The sequence below is a fragment of the Tardiphaga sp. 37S4 genome, assembly GCF_021044645.1.
GTDB classification, from domain to species: Bacteria; Pseudomonadota; Alphaproteobacteria; order Rhizobiales; family Xanthobacteraceae; genus Tardiphaga; species Tardiphaga robiniae.
Window position 1 is genome coordinate 1,897,691 of sequence record NZ_CP088008.1, and the last position, 16,300, is coordinate 1,913,990.

Here is a 16,300-nt window from a genome sequence, read left to right on the forward strand (position 1 = left end):
CGTTTGTTGCGCTCTCAATGTTCTGCGTCGCGGGTTACGCGCAGGATGCTGCGGTGCGCGGAGAAGTGAAGAAGATCGATGAAGCGGCAGGCAAGATCACGCTGAAGCACGGTCCGATCAAGAGCCTCGATATGGACGAGGGCATGACCATGGTCTTTCGCGTCAAGGACCCGGCGATGCTGAAATCGGTCAAGGTGGGCGACAAGGTGAAGTTCGATGCCGGTCGCATCGATGGCCAGATCGTGGTGACCTCCATCCAGAAATCCAAATAGCCCGGGAGATGGCGTCCAGCGGAGCCTGGAACCGCCATCTTCCCATCGCCTAATGGCTGACGAAATGACGTGGGCGTCCTTTCCTGAGGCGAGGGCGCGCCGATATCGATGGAACTTGATCGGTGGCGCGTGATTCATTTCTTGCCCGATTCGCCGAGAGGCGCTAACCCCTCGCCATGGGAAAAAGACTGATTCCGCCGGAGCCGGCTGAAATTCACGAAGTGCAGCTGCGGGACGCGCTCGAGGAGCGCTATCTCGCTTACGCGCTATCCACGATCATGCACCGGGCGCTGCCGGATGCGCGGGACGGCCTCAAGCCGGTGCATCGCCGCATCCTCTATGGCATGCGCCTGCTGCGGCTCGATCCGGGTACACCGTTCAAGAAATCCGCCAAGATCGTCGGCGACGTGATGGGCTCGTTCCATCCGCATGGCGACCAGTCGATCTACGACGCGCTGGTGCGCCTCGCGCAGGACTTCTCGTCGCGCTATCCGCTGGTCGACGGCCAGGGCAATTTCGGCAATATCGACGGCGATAGCGCTGCGGCCTATCGTTACACTGAAGCCCGCATGACCGACGTGGCGCGGTTGCTGCTCGAAGGCATCGATGAGGACGCGGTCGAGCTGCGCCCGAACTACGATGGCCAGACCAAAGAGCCCGCCGTGCTGCCGGGCGGTTTCCCGAACCTGTTGGCCAATGGCGCGCAGGGCATCGCGGTCGGCATGGCCACCTCGATCCCGCCGCACAATGTCGCCGAACTTTGCGACGCCGCGCTGCATCTGATCGACAAGCCCGACGCCAAATCGAAATCGCTGATGCGCTGGGTGAAGGGGCCGGACTTCCCGACCGGCGGCATCATCGTCGATTCCAAGGAAAGCATTGCCGAGGCCTATATGACCGGGCGCGGCTCGTTCCGCACCCGTGCCAAGTGGCATGTGGAAGAGGGCGTCCGCGGCGCCTGGAACGTCGTGGTCACCGAGATTCCATGGCTGGTGCAGAAGTCGCGGCTGATCGAGAAGATCGCCGAGCTCCTGAACGACAAGAAGCTGCCGCTGATCGGCGATATCCGCGACGAGTCCGCCGAAGACATCCGCGTCGTCATCGAGCCGAAGACGCGCAATGTCGATGCCGGTCTGGTGATGGAGTCGCTGTTCAAGCTCACCGAGCTCGAAAGCAAGATTCCGCTGAACCTCAACGTGCTGGTCAAGGGCCGCATCCCCAAGGTGCTCGGTCTCGCCGAATGTCTGCGCGAATGGCTCGATCATCTGCGTGACGTGCTGCTGCGCCGCTCCAACTTCCGCAAGAACCAGATCGAACATCGGCTGGAAGTGCTCGGCGGTTACCTGATCGCCTATCTCAATATCGATGAAGTCATCCGGATCATCCGCACCGAGGATGAGCCGAAGCCGGCTTTGATGAAGGCGTTCAGCCTCACCGAATTGCAGGCCGAGTCGATCCTGAACATGCGGCTGCGCAGTCTGCGCAAGCTCGAAGAGTTCGAGATCAGGAAAGAAGACAAGGAGCTCCGCGCAGAGCTCAAGGGCATCAACGCGATCCTGAAGTCCGAGACCGAGCAGTGGGCCAAGGTCGGCGAACAGGTCCGCAAGGTGCGCGACATCTTCGGACCGAAGACGCAGCTCGGCAAGCGCCGCACCGTGTTCGCGGACGCGCCGGAGCACGATCTCGCAGCGCTCGAAGAGTCGCTGGTCGAGCGCGAGCCCGTTACGGTCGTGATTTCGGAGAAGGGCTGGGTCCGCACATTGAAGGGCCAGGTCGCAGATCTCTCCAACCTCACCTTCAAGACCGACGACAAGCTCGACAAGGCGTTCTTCGCCGAAACGACGTCGAAGCTGATGCTGCTGGCCACCAATGGCCGGTTCTATTCGCTCGACGTGTCGAAGCTGCCGGGTGGTCGCGGCCATGGCGAGCCGATCCGCCTGTTCATCGACATGGAAGGCGATGCCGCCATCGTGTCAATGTTCGTGCATAAGGGCGGCCGCAAGTTCCTGATTGCCAGCCATGACGGTCAGGGCTTCCTCGTCAATGAAGACGACTGCGTCGGCACCACCCGCAAGGGCAAGCAGGTGCTGAATGTCGAGATGCCCAACGAGGCGCGCGTGCTGACGGTGGTCGGCGAAGGCAGCGATCAGGTCGCGGTCATCGGCACCAACCACAAGATGGTGATCTTCCCGCTCGACCAGGTGCCCGAAATGGCGCGTGGCCGCGGCGTGCGTCTGCAGAAATACACCAGCGCCGGTCTGTCGGATGTTGCCACTTTCGTGGCCAAGGAAGGCCTGACCTGGAAGGATTCGTCCGACCGCGAGCATCGTCTGACCTGGAAGGAATTGGCCGACTGGCGCGGCAACCGTGCGGACGCCGGCCGTCTCGCGACCGGTCTGCCGAAGTCGAACAAGTTCGGCCGGGTGATCGAGTAATCTCGCGCGTTATGACGGTCACCATCTTCCACAATCCCTCCTGCGGGACATCGCGCAATACGCTCGCGATGATCCGTCAGAGTGGGATCGAGCCGGTGGTGATCGACTATCTCAAGATGCCGCCGGATCCCGCCCGGCTGGTTGCGCTCATCGGCGCCATGGGCGGAGGCGTTCGGGCGCTGTTACGTAAGAAGGAAAGTGTCTATGGCGAGCTTGGGCTTGTTGATCCCACGCTCGGCGATGACGCACTGATCGACGCGATCATCGCGCATCCGATCCTGATGAACCGACCCATCGTCGAGACGCCGAAGGGCACGCGATTGTGCCGGCCGGCAGATGTGGTGCTGGAGCTGCTCTAGGGATCCAACTCGCCGATCAAACGACGGCCCCATCCTGAGGAACCGCGCTCTTGCGCGGCGTTTCGAAGGACGGCGGCAAGGTTGGTGTCAACGAGTCCATGGTTCGAGACGAGCGCAAAGGGCGCGCCCCTCACCATGAGGGCTGCAGATCTCGGCGCCAGACGGGCCGCGGCAATTACGTCACCGGCGCGAACTTGAACAGCTTCTCTGGGTTGGTCACCAGCAGTTTGCGTTGAACCGCAGGATCCGGCGCGTAAAGCGGGATCAGATCCACGAGCGTGCCGTCATTGGGCATGATCTTGACATTCGGATGCGGCCAGTCGGTGCCCCACAACACGCGGTCCGGCGCATTGTCGATCAACTGCTTCGCGAACGGCACGGAGTCGTGGAATGGCGCTGCGCCAGCCGAGGCGCGTTCGAGACCTGTAATTTTCATCCAGCACTTATCGTCGCTGGCCTGCAGATCGAGCAGTGCCTTGAATTCGGGATCGTCGAGGCCCTTGGCGGCGCTGATCGTCCCCATGTGATCGATCACGTAGGTCACCGGGAGCGCTTTCAGGATCGGCACGAACTCACGGACTGTGTCGGCTTCGAGATAAATGTCCACATGCCAGCCGATGGCGGCGACGCGGTCGACCAAAGTACGGAAGACCTTCATGTCGCCGACGCCGCCAAGTCGTTTGAGGAAGGCGAAGCGGCAGGCGCGGATGCCGCCTGTGTCGAGCGCCATGAGATCGGCTTCCGACATGCTGTTGTTCACATTGGCGACGCCCCTGTACTTGCCGCCGCTCTGCGCGATCGCGTCGATCACCACGCGGTTGTCAAACCCATGGACGGTCGCATTGACGATGACGGCGCGTTCGACGCCGATCGCTTCATGCAGCTTGCGAAACATCTCAAGCGGAGCGTCAGGCGGCGAGTAGGGGCGCTTGGGCGAGAACGGATACACCGCGGCAGGGCCAAAGATGTGTGTATGCGTATCGACGCTTCCGGCGGGTGCGCGAAATTTTGGAGGAATTGTATTGAGATCGGGGCCGGCAATGGCGGGGATTGCGGGTTCGTCGGCAGCCTGCGCTATTCGGCTTCCAATCACATTTGTGAGGCCAAGTGATGCCATCGCGGCCAGAACGTCACGTCGGTGCATTTAATCTCCTTGCGTCTGCATGCGCTGCGGCATGCACCAGACGTGAATCATCGGTGCATGTGTCGCCGTAGAGCGGCACCTGCAAATTTGTTGGCTGTCGAAACGATATATGTCTCTGCGGGAATGCGAGCGGCGCTCATGGCCGGACGATGAATCTCTGCCGCGTTTTCACCCTGAAAGTTATTTGTTGAAATCCAGAGCGCGCATGACGTGCAACGGAAACAGAACGCATCAAAGCTAGTGGGGGTGAATTTATGAAACAAATGAGAAATTCGGGATAATAGCGCTATCTCGTGCATATATTGCAAATCCGTAAGGTCGCCTGAGTTCGAACTGCTTGCTATCGAATTGTAACAGGCGTATCGCCGCAGCCCGACGAAGCGGCGCGTCGATCGCGCGAAGAATGATAGTTCGGAGGAAATCCCATGGCGTACACCAATCGCAGGACCATCTTGCAGGCAGCTGCTGCGCTCCCGGCTCTGGCTGCAGCGGGGCGTGGTGCCTTGGCTGCAGAGCCGGCTGCCAGTGAGGCGCCGAAGAAAGTCGCATCGGTTGCTCCGCCGCATGTGACGCAGATTCTCGCGCACTACATCGTCAACGCCAAATACGATGACCTTCCGGCAAGTGTCCGTAAGGAAGGCGTGCGCACGCTATTGAACTGGGTCGGTGTCGCCATTGGCGGTTCGCATCATCAGACGGTGGACATCGCGGCGTCGGCGCTGGCGCCATTCTCCGGTCCGGCGAAGGCCTCGCTGTTCGGGCGCAACGAACGCTTCGACATCATGAACGCCGCTTTCATCAATGGTGTCTCAAGTCACATCTTCGATTATGACGACACCCATCTGAAGACGATCATTCATCCGGCTGGTCCAGTCGCATCTGCGATTCTGGCGATTGCGGAAATGAAGCCGGTGTCCGGCAGGGATTTCCTCAATGCGCTGGTGCTCGGTATCGAGACCGAATGCCGGATCGGCAATGCCGTTTATCCGAACCACTATGACGTCGGCTGGCACATCACCGGCACCGCCGGCGTATTTGGCTCGGCCGCCGCGGCTGGCAAGCTGCTCGGTCTTAACGAGCAGCAGATGATCTGGGCGCTGGGGCTCGCGGCCTCGCAGCCTGTCGGCCTGCGGGAGTCCTTCGGTTCGATGAACAAGAGCTTCAATCCTGGCCGTGCTGCCAGCAACGGCATCTTTGCCGCTATCCTTGCGTCAAAAAATTACACCAGCTCCGATGGCATGATCGAGGCCAAGCGCGGCTGGGCCAATGCCATCAGCACCAAGCAGGACTATGCCGAGATCACCGAGGGGCTCGGCAAGCGTTACGAGTCAGCGCTCAACACCTACAAGCCGTTTGCCTGCGGCATCGTCCTGCATCCGCTGATCGACGCGGCGATCCAACTCAGGAATGAGAACAAGCTGACGCCGGATGTGATCAAGCAGGTCGACGTGAAGGTTCATCCGCTGGTGCTCGAGCTTACCGGGAAGAAGACCCCCAGGGAGGGGCTCGAAGGAAAATTCAGCGTCTACCATGCGGTTGCCATCGCCTTTATCGAAGGCGCCGGCGGCGAGAAGCAGTTCAGCGATGGGGCGGTGCGCGACGCGAAGACGATCGAATTGCGCGGCAAAGTCGTTCCGACTGTCGATCAATCGATCAAGCCGGAACAGGTCGAGATGTCCGTCGAGTTGAATGACGGGCGCGTGCTCAAGAAGCGGATCGAGCACGCCATCGGCAGCCTCGAGAAGCCCATGAGCGATGCCGATCTCGAACACAAGTTCAAGGATCTCGCTGAAGGAATCCTGCCGCACAAGCAGGCGGCAAAGGTCATGGAGCTGTGCTGGAAGGTGGAGGGCTTGGCGAGCGCCGGAGATATTGCAAGGGCAGGCGCGCGATCCACTGCCTGACAGCCATTGCCCGCGATGAAGCATTAAGGCCTTCGCGAGGTGGCCTGAACGTACGTCAATCGTCACGCCGTCAGTATTGTGAGCAGAAACCTCGCCGCATCCCTCCAGGGAGCCTTGCGGCCAACACTCCTTAAAGGATGACATGTCCCAGCGTCGTACGCCTTCACGCCGTCGCGTTCTCCAGTCTGCCAGTGCTCTCGCCGCATTAACGCTTTCGCCGTCCATCATTCGCAAGGCTGCAGCAGCGGATGCGGATGTCACCGGGCGTCTTGCGCGCTACATGGTCTCGGCGCGCGACAAGGCGCTTCCTGATGTGGTGATGACGGAATGCAAACATCGCATCCTCGATACGTTCGGCGCGATGGTCTCCGGTGCGCGGATGCATCCGGGCGAGATGGCCCTGAAATATGTTCGCGGGCTCGGCGGCGAACAGCAGGCGTCGGTGATCGGATCCAGTTTCCGCACTACCGCCGTCAACGCCGCGCTGGCCAATGCCATGTGCGCGCATGCGGACGAGACCGATGATTTCGAGCCGGTCACCAAGGCGCATCCGGGAAGCGCTGTCGTGCCGTCCGCACTGGCGATGGCGGAAAAGGAAGGTGGCCGGTCGGGCATCGAATTCATTCGGGCCGTGACGCTCGGATATGATCTCACTTGCCGGCTGCTGATGGCGCTTGGACCGGATCTCGTCCGTGGTTCGCACCGCAGTGCGGAGGGGACCAGCTCCACCTTCGGTTCTCTTGGTGCAGCGGCGTCGCTGGCCCGGCTGGACGAGAAGGGCATGCGTTATGCGATCTCCTATTCCTCGCAACAGGTGGCTGGTCTGTGGAGCTGGGTGAAGGACGAGGATCACGTCGAGAAGGCTTTCGACTTCGCGGGCATGGGCGCCCGCAACGGCCTGACCGCCGTGACCATGGTTCAGGCCGATTTGACCGGCGTTCATGACGTCCTCGATGGCACGCATAACCTGTTCATTGCGCTGTCCACGGATCCGAAGCCGGAAGAGATGCTCGCCGGTCTCGGCAGCCGCTTCTACGTCACCGAAACGGCGATCAAGACATTCTCCGTCGGCTATCCGATCCAGTCGCCGCTCGACGCCATCCTGACCCTACGCAAGCAGAACGGCCTGACGCCGGGCAATGTGAAGAGCATCCTCGTCAAGATTCCGACCGATGCGACGGGGATCGTCGGCACCAGCGCGATGCCCGACGTCAACTGCCCGCATCTGGTGGCGGTCGCGCTCGTCAAGGGTGCCGTGTCGTTCGTCGACAGCCATGACCAGGCGCTGATGAGGGATTCCAAGATCCTTGAGCAGCGCGCCAAGGTAACCGTGGTCGGTGATAAGGCCCTGATGGATCCGGCCGCGCCGCGCGGCGCTATCGTCGAGGTGGAGATGATGGATGGCAAGAAGGTGGAGCACTTCACCAAGTTCCCGCCCGGGACGAAGGAAAATCCGCTGAGCACCGACGCCGTCAGTGCGAAGACCCGTGACTTGATCGCGCCGGTTCTCGGGGCCGAAAAGGCGAAGAAGCTGATCGATCAGATCAACAATCTGGAGAAGGTCAAGGATATCCGCTCGCTGCGGCCACTGTTCACGGGCTGATACCCGATACGCGAAGCGCTGCGATCAATTTACCCCAGCGCTTCTTCCTTGACGCGGCTCGCCAGCACCTTGTCGATGCGGCGGCCGTCGAGGTCCATGACCTCGAACCGCCAGGCATGCGAGACGATCTCGTCGCCGACCTCGGGAATCTTGCCGAACTCCTGCAACAGAAATCCTGCAAAGGTCTGATAGGGGCGCGACTGCGCGGGCAGGTCGATGCCGAGCAGGGCGGCGAACTCCACCGCAGGCATCCAGCCGGAGATGAGGTAGGAGCCGTCCTCGCGTTTGTGGAAGGCGACCTCGGCCGGGCCTTCCTCGGTGTGAAAGGCGCCGACGATCGACTCCAGAATATCCGCCGATGTCACCACCCCCTGGAACACGCCGTATTCGTCATGCACGAGGCCGATATGGAATGGCGAGTCACGCAGGATCGCCACCACGTCGCGCGCGTCCACCGTGTCGGGAATGACCGGAGCCTCGCGCACCAGCGCGCGGATGTCCGGCGTCTTGCCGCTCAAATACACATCGAGCAGATCCTTGGCCTGAACGATGCCGATGGCGGAATCGCCGTCGCCATCGAACACCGCAAAGCGCGAATGCGAGCTGCCCGCGAGTTCGGCCTGGATGGTCTCGATGGGATCGGCAAGATCGATCATCGCCACTTCATGGCGTGGTGTCATCACGGCGCCGACGGGCAGGTCGCCGAGGCGCATCACGCCTGCGATCATTTCCTTTTCGCCGGGCTCCAATACGCCGGCGGTTTCCGCTTCAGTCACGAGCGTGCGGATTTCGTCTTCGCTGACCTTCTCCTCGGCTTCACCGCGCTGCCCAAGGAGAAACAGGATCGCCTTGCCGGAGCGGTCAAGTAGCCATACCAGCGGCAGCGAGATTTTTGCGAGCAGCACCATGGCCGGCGCAACGCGCACGGCCACCGCTTCGGGATCGCGCAGCGCAATCTGCTTCGGCACGAGTTCGCCGATGATCAGCGAAGCGTAAGTAATGACCGATACGACGATGCCGACGCCGAGCGTATCGGCGAGGCCTTTCGATACGCCAAGGTCAAGCAACAATATCGTGAGACGCTGGCCCAGCGTCGCACCGGAGAAGGCGCCCGACAATACGCCGATCAGCGTGATGCCGATCTGCACGGTGGAGAGGAACTTGCCGGGATCGGAGGCCAGCGCCAGAGCGCGGCGAGAGCCTGTCACACCTTTTTCAACCAAGGCGGCGAGGCGGGCAGGGCGGGAGGATACGATCGCCAGCTCAGACATTGCGAGCAGGCCGTTGACGACGATCAGGACCGCAACGATCCCGAGTTCGAGAGATAACACGCTCAATCCTTTTGGATGATGGGCAGGTATTATAGTCGATCCGCTTATCTCGCGCCATGGTGGCAAGTGGCGTTGCGACACTCCGCCGGGCGGGTTGAATTCCTCGGTGCGCCCATAGGTCGCTCCCCCCGAACCGACGCCTTGCGCAGGCGCACGTCCCGCAGCAGGACGTTATTATAACGTCGGTATGACGCGAGGCGTCGCGTGGATGTGGCAAGACAATGGCCGCAGGATAGCAGCCTATTCGGGCATCAATTATTTCGCTTGATGTCGAATTGATATAGCGCATGATGACCGCCATATCGCGTGTCGTGGCGGGGGTCTGGTTTTGAAACATTCAATCAGTTTGTCGCGATTATATGACGTTGGAAATGCCTTTGCGTCGTGTTTGTCGGCCGCAGCGCCTGTTGTGGCTCTTCTCCTGCTCGCCGGCTGCGGCAAGAAGGAAGAGGCCGCTGCACCTCCGCCGCCACCGGTCACGGTCGCCAATCCCACCAAGAAGGTCACGACCGACTGGGATGAATTCACCGGCCGCTTCGATGCGATCGAACAGGTGCAGATCCGCGCCCGCGTAACCGGCTTCGTTACCAAGGTTGCTTTCACGGATGGTGCCGTCGTCAAGGTCGGCGATCTGCTGTACGAAATCGATCCGCGCCAGTATCAGGCTGCAGCGGAGCAGGCGCAGGGCCAGCTCGACGATGCCAAGGCCAAGGTCGTGCTGGCGGAGAAGGAGCTGGAGCGCGCCACCACGCTGATCAAGACCCAGGCGATCTCCGAAAATATCGTCGATCAACGCAGCCAGGCAATAGCTGCCGCGCAGGCAGCGACGCTGCAGGCCGAAGGTGCGCTGAAGCAAGCGCAACTCAATGTCGAATATACCAAGGTAGTCGCGCCGATCGCCGGCCGCGTCAGCCGTCATCTCGTGACAGTCGGCAACCTGGTGCAAGGCAGCGAGAGTGGCGCGACGCTGCTGACCTCGATCGTGTCGCTGAGCCCCATCTACGTCTATTTCGACACCGATGAAGCCACTTACGTCCGCAACAGCAAGCTGTGGTTTGAGGGCAAGCGGCCGAGCTCGCGCGATACGCCCAATCCCGTGCAGATCACGCTGGTCGGCGAAACCAAGCCGTCGCATGAAGGCAAGATGGATTTCCTCGACAATCGGCTCGATGTCGGCACCGGCACGCTGCGCGGTCGTGCTATTGTCGACAACAAGGACCTCTCCATCCTGCCGGGCCAGTTCGCCCGGGTCCGGGTCATTGCTAGCGGCGAATATGAAGCGCTGTTGATTCCTGATGCGGCGGTTGCCAACGATCAATCACGCAAGATCGTGATGGTGGTGAAAGCCGATGACACGGTGGAGGCGCGGCCTGTGACACTCGGGCCGCTGGATGGCGGATTGCGGGTGATCAGGGAAGGGCTCAAACCCGACGATCGGGTAATCGTCGACGGGATTCAGCGCGCCCGTGTGGGCGCCAAGGTGGCGCCGAAGATGGCTGCCGCGACGCCCGCACCAGCAGCTGGCACAAAGCCATGAATCTGGGCAGCCTCTCCGTCAACCGGCCCATCCTGGCGATGGTGCTCTCCATCGTGCTGCTGATCGTCGGCGCGCTTGCTTACACGACCTTGCCGGTTGCGGAATATCCGCAGGTGGCGCCGCCGACCGTGGTCGTGACCACGCAATATCCCGGCGCATCGGCACAGACTGTGTCGGATACCGTGGCGACGCCGATCGAGCAGGAGATCAATGGCGTCGAGGACATGCTGTATATCTACAGCCAGGCCACCTCGAACGGCCAGCTCAACATCACCGTGACTTTCAAGCTCGGCACCGATCTGGATAAAGCCCAGGTGTTGGTGCAGAACCGCGTGGCCATCGCGCAGCCGCGGCTGCCGGAGGAGGTCCAGCGCAACGGCGTCGTCACCCGCAAGAACAGTCCCGACCTGATGATGGTCGTGTTCATGCTGTCGCCTAACGACACTTACGACCAGCTCTACATTTCGAATTACGCGCTGCGTCAGGTCCGCGATCCGCTCCTGCGCCTCGATGGCATCGGCGACATTACCATCTTCGGCGCGCGCGATTATTCGATGCGGCTGTGGCTGGATCCTGACAAGATTGCCACGCTGGGCATGACCGCAGGCGACGTGCTGACTGCCATTCGCGCGCAGAATTTGCAGATTGCGGGCGGCCAGGTCGCCGAGCCGCCGATTGCAGATCGCGCGTTTCAGCCTAACCTGACCTTCACCGGTCGTCTGAAGGAGCCGCGGCAGTTCGAGGACATCGTACTGAAAGCCGGCGACGATGGCCGTCTGGTGCGTCTCCGCGATGTCGCGCGCGTCGAGATAGGCGCGCTGTCGTCGACCACCAACGGCTTCCTGCTGCGCAAGGAAGCGGTGGCCATGCTGGTCTATCAGCGTCCGGGTTCCAACGCGCTGGCGACCGCGAAGAACATAGAAGAGGAGATGAAGAAGCTCAAGACCGATTTCCCGAAGGGGCTGGACTACAATATCGGTTACAACCCGACCGAATTCATCGCCCAGTCGGTTTCGGAGCTGATCAAGACTATCTATGAAGCCATGGTGCTGGTGGTCATCGTCGTGCTGGTGTTCCTGCAGGGCTGGCGGCCGGCGATCATTCCCATCATCGCCATTCCGGTGTCGCTGGTCGGCACATTCGCTGTGATGGCCGCGCTGGGCTTTTCCATCAACAACCTCACTCTGTTCGGGCTTGTGCTGGCGGTCGGCATTGTCGTCGACGACGCCATCGTGGTGGTGGAGAATGTCGAGCGCCATCTCGGCGACGGCATGAGCCGGCGCGACGCGGCACTGCTGACCATGGACGAGGTCGGCGGCGCGCTGATCTCGATCGCGCTGGTGCTGTGCGCGGTGTTCGTGCCCACGGCATTTCTCGGCGGCATCTCCGGACAGTTCTTCCAGCAATTCGCCATCACGATCGCGGTCGCAACGGCGATCTCATGCTTCTGTTCGCTGACGCTGTCGCCGGCACTGGCATCGCTGATCCTGCAGCCGCATCACGAGAAGAAGCCGCCGGCGAGCTGGAATTTTCTGGCACGAGGATGGGCGGCGTTCACCGGCGTGTTCAATCGCGGTTTCGACCGCCTGTCGCATGCCTATGGTGGCCTCGCAGGCTTTGTCATCAGACATTCGGCGCTGATGCTGATCTTGTATGTCGCCCTGATCGGCTCCGCCGGCTGGCTGCTCTACGCCACACCGCAAGGCTTCATTCCGGCGCAGGACCGTGGCTATGTCATCGTGGTCGCGCAATTGCCCGGTGCCTCATCACTGGCGCGCACGACGGCGATCGTCAAGCAGATCGAAGGCATCGTGCTGGATACGCCCGGTGTCGCGCGCATGCCGGCGCTGGCTGGCCTGTCCGGCGCGACCTTCACCCAGGCCGGCAATGCGGCCGCCATGTTCCCCGTGTTCGAGAATCCCGAGGAGCGCGCCAAGAAGGGGCTGAGCGCGGGAGCCATCACGGCTGAATTGCGCAAACGCCTCTCGGTGATCGAAGGCGCCTTCATCATCGTGCTGCCGCCACCCGCGGTGCCGGGCATCGGCACCGGCGGTGGTTTCGCCATGCGGATCGAGGATCGTCAGGGCAGGGGGCCGCAGCTGCTGGCCGCGGCGACCGATGAACTCGTCAATGCCGCGCGCCGTGCGCCGGGCCTGACTTCGGTGTTCTCGCCCTTCTCCGCCAACACGCCGCAGGTGTTCGTCGATATCGATCGCCAGAAGGCGCAGATGCTCGGCGTGCCCATGCAGAATGTGACCGAGGCGATCGAGACCTATTTCGGCTCGACCTATGTCAACGACTTCAACATTCTCGGCCGCACCTATCACGTCACCGCGCAGGCGGATTATCCGTTCCGCAAGGAAACGGCGGATCTGGCGCGGCTGCAGACCCGCAACAGCGCGGGCAACATGGTGATGCTGGGCAGTGTCGTGAATTTCAGCGACACGGCAGGTCCGGACCGCGTCGCGCGCTATAATCTCTATCCGTCGTCCGAGTTGCAAGGTGACACGCTGCCGGGCACCAGTTCGGCGACGGCGCTCACGACCATGAAGAAGCTCGCGGACGACACGCTGCCGAGCGGCTTTGCCTTCGAATGGACCGATCTGTCCTATCAGCAGTCCACCGGCGCGAATGCGGGTCTCTATATTTTCCCGATCTGCGTGCTGTTCGTGTTCCTGGTGCTGGCCGCGCAATATGGCAGCTGGACATTGCCGTTCACGATCATCCTGATCGTGCCGATGTGCCTGCTCGCGGCCACCATCGGCGTACGCATCATGGGGCAGGACATCAACATCCTCACCCAGATCGGTTTCGTCGTGCTGGTCGGCTTGGCGGCAAAGAATGCGATCCTGATCGTCGAGTTTGCCCGCGACATCGAGCAGGAAGGCCGCGACCAGCTCGAAGCCGTGATCGAGGCCTGCCGTTTGCGTATCCGCCCGATCCTGATGACGTCTTTCGCCTTCATTCTCGGCGTGCTGCCGCTGGTGATCTCGTCGGGCTCCGGCTCGGAGATGCGTCAGGCCGTTGGTGTTGCGGTGTTCTTCGGCATGATCGGCGTCACGATCTTCGGCCTCGTTTTCACGCCAGTCTTCTACATCCTGATCCGGCGCCTGTTCCCCGGCTCCGTCGAGATTCACGCCAAGAAGCAAGGCGCGCATGGTTAAAGCGCCGCAGGATGGGTTTCGCAAAGGCTCAACCCATCCTACAAGTGTCTCATGGAAACTGCCGCACGCATTGAACTGATGAGCTGGCTGGTCGGCGAGGGTCTGACCGGCCTTCCCGAAAACGACCTGATCCGTGGCTTCTGCGAGCGCTGCCGTGCCGGCGGCATCGATGTATCCCGTGGCCTCGTCTTCATTGACACGCTGCATCCGATCTTCGAGGGCCGTGGCTTCCGCTGGAACGACACGGCCAGCAACGAGAGCGACGTGTTCGAATACGGCTCGACCGAGATTGGCGAGGCTGCCGCGAACTGGCGACGATCGGTATTCTTCCACATGCTGGAAGAGGGGCACGACGAATTGCGGCTCGATCTGCACGCGCCCGGGATCGCCGACCGCTTCTCGATGGTCAGCAGCTTGCAGGAAGGCGGTCACCGCCACGGCGCCGTGTTCCTGCACAAGTTCGGCGAGGCTGGCTCGATGGGGCAGATGGATTGCCTCTATTCGTATTGGGCCACGCGCCATGAAGACGGGTTCGACGAGCGCCAGATGTCGGCGCTGCGCGAACTGGTGCCGATGCTCGGTCTCGCCATCAAGTCGGGAGCCCAGATGGAGATCGCGCGCACCCTTGGCCGCGTCTATCTCGGCCGCGATGCCGCCGAACAGGTTCTGCGTGGCAAGATCGCGCGAGGCGTCACTGAGCGTATCAATGCGGTACTGTGGTTTTCCGACCTGCGCAACTCCACGGGGATCAGCGAGGCGATCGGACCGGACGAGATCATCCCGTTCTTGAATGACTATGCCGAAGCCTCGATCGCGGCGATTCATGATGTCGGCGGCGACGTGCTCAAACTTATCGGCGACGGCATTCTGGCGATGTTCACCTGCGACGACATGGTGAAGGCGAAGCGTAACGCCTTGCGCGCCGAACATCAGTTCCGCAAGAATATCGCTAAGCTGAATGCGAAACGATTGGCGGCGAACCGGCCGATCACCACGGCCTATGTTGGTCTGCATGAGGGAGAGGTGTTCTACGGCAATATCGGCAGCGACGAGCGGCTCGATTTCACCGTGGTTGGTCCCTCGGTCAACGAGGTGAGCCGCATCGCTTCCATGTGTTCGTCGGTCGATCGGCCGCTGTTGACCTCGTCTGCGTTTCAGGCCGGGCTCGACGCGGCCGGCCGCAAATATCTGGTCTCGACTGGCCGCTACGCTTTACGCGGCATTGGTCGCGCGCAGGATCTCTACACGCTGGATCCCGAGATCGACAGCGACGAGGTTATACGTGGCGGTTATGAACGCTATCTGGCCCGTTAGCTGACCGCAGTAGTTTGCTGGCGCATTGCGTAGAGTACGATAGCGATCAGGCAGGCTGCACCGAGAACGATGCCGAGCGCCAATGCGGCCTGCGGCACGATAGTGGCCGACAGGGATACGCCGATCGCAGCCCCCATCATCTGCCAGAAGCCGAGCAGTGCCGAGGCGGCGCCGGCATGGGTGCCGAATGGCGACAGCGCCTGAGCTGTGCCGAGCGGATTGACCACGCCCATGCCCAGCAGGAACACGCAGGTCGCGGCGATGAAGGCGACGACGCTGCCGTGGAAATAGGCGGTCGCGAGCACCGCGATGCTGCCCATGAACGCGATCAGTAATCCATAGCGAATGGCCCGATCCAGCCCGAAGCGCGGGGCGAGGCGGGCGGCCAGCATGCCGGAGCCGAACACGACCAGCACGGTGCCCGCAAAGAACAGCCCGAGTGCAATCGGTGTGAAGCCGTAGCCCTCAATGAGAATGCGAGGTGCTGCGGAGAAGATCGAGAACAGTCCACCCATGATCAGGCCCACTGTGGCGGCCGGGATCAGGAAGTGGCGGTTCACCGAAAGCTTGAGATAGGTTGTGCTGACGGCGAGTGGATTGAGCGGGATACGCGTCGTGTTGTGGGTTTCACCGAGCACCAGGACATAGCTGAGCGCCGACAACACCGCGAAGGCGCCGACGAAAACAAATTCTGAGCGCCATCCGAAAAAATAATCGAGTCCGCCGCCGAGCAGCGGGGAGAAACCAGGGGCTGCGGCCTGCGCAATCATCACCAAGGTGAGTGCGCGTGCCAGTGCTGCGCCGCTGAACAGATCGCGGGCGATCGCGCGCGAGAGAACCGAAGTTGAACAGGCACCCACGGCCTGGATGGCACGGCCGATCAGCAGCGAAGGAAGATCAGTCGAGACGCCACACCAGATGCTGCCGATGATGAAGACAGCGAAACCGGCCAGCACCGGCATGCGACGCCCGTAACGGTCGGAGATCGGCCCGACCAGCAATTGCCCAAGCGCGAAGACCAGCAAAAACACCGTGATCGATGCCGTGACCGCGGGCGTCGTCACCTTCAACGACACCGCCATCTGTGGCAGCGATGGCAGCAGGATGTTAGTCGCCAGGGTGCCCATCGAGGCCAGCCCCGCGAGGACCGCGATCTGCAGCGCGGTGGAGGATGCTTCCTGCGGCGGGGTGTCTGCCATGGCGTCTGCCGTGCGGTCGGTCATATGATGATCCTCAT

The 16,300-nt window shown here is 61.7% G+C and carries 11 protein-coding genes; 8 read left to right on the forward strand and 3 right to left on the reverse strand.

Annotated features, from left to right (window positions below; translation table 11 throughout):
- Positions 1–17: 17 nt before the first annotated feature.
- The 3 genes from LPB73_RS09265 to arsC all read left to right on the forward strand — a co-directional run bounded on the left by LPB73_RS09265 (position 18) and on the right by arsC (position 3,066).
- Entirely contained in the window at positions 18–272 is a 255-nt protein-coding gene (locus LPB73_RS09265) for a copper-binding protein (RefSeq protein WP_231081113.1), read from the forward strand.
- Between the two features lie 176 nt (positions 273–448).
- The gene (gene parC, locus LPB73_RS09270; protein ID WP_231080370.1) at positions 449–2,707 is read left to right on the forward strand and encodes a DNA topoisomerase IV subunit A; all 2,259 of its coding nucleotides are present in this window, start codon (positions 449–451) and stop codon (positions 2,705–2,707) included.
- An 11-nt stretch (positions 2,708–2,718) separates the two neighbouring features.
- Positions 2,719–3,066 carry an arsenate reductase (glutaredoxin) gene (gene arsC / locus LPB73_RS09275; RefSeq protein ID WP_231080371.1) on the forward strand — a complete coding sequence of 116 codons (348 nt, stop codon included), beginning with the start codon at positions 2,719–2,721 and terminating at the stop codon, positions 3,064–3,066.
- A gap of 175 nt (positions 3,067–3,241) precedes the next feature.
- On the opposite strand, the gene LPB73_RS09280 is transcribed toward arsC, so the two are convergent.
- Entirely contained in the window at positions 3,242–4,210 is a 969-nt protein-coding gene (locus LPB73_RS09280) for an amidohydrolase family protein (RefSeq protein ID WP_231080372.1), read from the reverse strand.
- 425 nt (positions 4,211–4,635) lie between these two features.
- Here LPB73_RS09280 and LPB73_RS09285 point away from each other — a divergent pair, with 425 nt between their 5' ends.
- Together LPB73_RS09285 and LPB73_RS09290 are read left to right on the forward strand one after the other, a co-directional pair.
- Positions 4,636–6,114: an MmgE/PrpD family protein gene (locus tag LPB73_RS09285; RefSeq protein ID WP_231080373.1), complete on the forward strand. Its 1,479-nt coding sequence runs from the start codon at positions 4,636–4,638 to the stop codon at positions 6,112–6,114.
- 142 nt (positions 6,115–6,256) lie between these two features.
- Positions 6,257–7,717, forward strand: coding sequence for an MmgE/PrpD family protein (locus tag LPB73_RS09290; protein WP_231080374.1), 1,461 nt, complete (start codon positions 6,257–6,259; stop codon positions 7,715–7,717).
- A 29-nt stretch (positions 7,718–7,746) separates the two neighbouring features.
- Here the strand turns inward: LPB73_RS09290 and LPB73_RS09295 are convergent, their stop codons facing one another.
- Positions 7,747–9,048: a hemolysin family protein gene (locus LPB73_RS09295; protein WP_120292132.1), complete on the reverse strand. Its 1,302-nt coding sequence runs from the start codon at positions 9,046–9,048 to the stop codon at positions 7,747–7,749.
- Positions 9,049–9,436: 388 nt separating this feature from the next.
- On the opposite strand from LPB73_RS09295, the gene LPB73_RS09300 reads away from it, so the two are divergent.
- Genes LPB73_RS09300 through LPB73_RS09310 form a run of 3 tightly spaced genes read left to right on the forward strand, consistent with a single transcriptional unit; the run spans position 9,437 to position 15,063 of the window.
- A complete protein-coding gene (locus tag LPB73_RS09300; RefSeq protein WP_414716878.1) occupies positions 9,437–10,585 on the forward strand; it encodes an efflux RND transporter periplasmic adaptor subunit in 1,149 nt (382 codons plus the stop codon).
- On the forward strand, positions 10,582–13,749 hold the full coding sequence (locus tag LPB73_RS09305; RefSeq protein WP_231080376.1) for an efflux RND transporter permease subunit: 3,168 nt from the start codon (positions 10,582–10,584) through the stop codon (positions 13,747–13,749). Before LPB73_RS09300 ends, LPB73_RS09305 begins: the two co-directional genes overlap by 4 nt.
- Positions 13,750–13,800: 51 nt before the next feature.
- Positions 13,801–15,063 carry an adenylate/guanylate cyclase domain-containing protein gene (locus LPB73_RS09310; protein WP_231080377.1) on the forward strand — a complete coding sequence of 421 codons (1,263 nt, stop codon included), beginning with the start codon at positions 13,801–13,803 and terminating at the stop codon, positions 15,061–15,063.
- Here the strand turns inward: LPB73_RS09310 and LPB73_RS09315 are convergent.
- Positions 15,060–16,286, reverse strand: coding sequence for a multidrug effflux MFS transporter (locus LPB73_RS09315; RefSeq protein ID WP_231080378.1), 1,227 nt, complete (start codon positions 16,284–16,286; stop codon positions 15,060–15,062). The genes LPB73_RS09310 and LPB73_RS09315 overlap by 4 nt on opposite strands.
- Between the last annotated feature and the right edge of the window lie 14 nt (positions 16,287–16,300).

Bases quoted from the DNA above. Each gene is read 5' to 3' on its own strand.
- LPB73_RS09315 (WP_231080378.1), bottom strand. From the start codon at position 16,286: ATGACCGACCGCACGGCAGACGCCATGGCAGACACCCCGCCGCAGGAA.
- LPB73_RS09285 (WP_231080373.1), top strand. From the start codon at position 4,636: ATGGCGTACACCAATCGCAGGACCATCTTGCAGGCAGCTGCTGCGCTC.
- LPB73_RS09280 (WP_231080372.1), bottom strand. From the start codon at position 4,210: ATGCACCGACGTGACGTTCTGGCCGCGATGGCATCACTTGGCCTCACA.
- LPB73_RS09290 (WP_231080374.1), top strand. From the start codon at position 6,257: ATGTCCCAGCGTCGTACGCCTTCACGCCGTCGCGTTCTCCAGTCTGCC.
- parC (WP_231080370.1), top strand. From the start codon at position 449: ATGGGAAAAAGACTGATTCCGCCGGAGCCGGCTGAAATTCACGAAGTG.
- arsC (WP_231080371.1), top strand. From the start codon at position 2,719: ATGACGGTCACCATCTTCCACAATCCCTCCTGCGGGACATCGCGCAAT.
- LPB73_RS09305 (WP_231080376.1), top strand. From the start codon at position 10,582: ATGAATCTGGGCAGCCTCTCCGTCAACCGGCCCATCCTGGCGATGGTG.
- LPB73_RS09265 (WP_231081113.1), top strand. From the start codon at position 18: ATGTTCTGCGTCGCGGGTTACGCGCAGGATGCTGCGGTGCGCGGAGAA.
- LPB73_RS09310 (WP_231080377.1), top strand. From the start codon at position 13,801: ATGGAAACTGCCGCACGCATTGAACTGATGAGCTGGCTGGTCGGCGAG.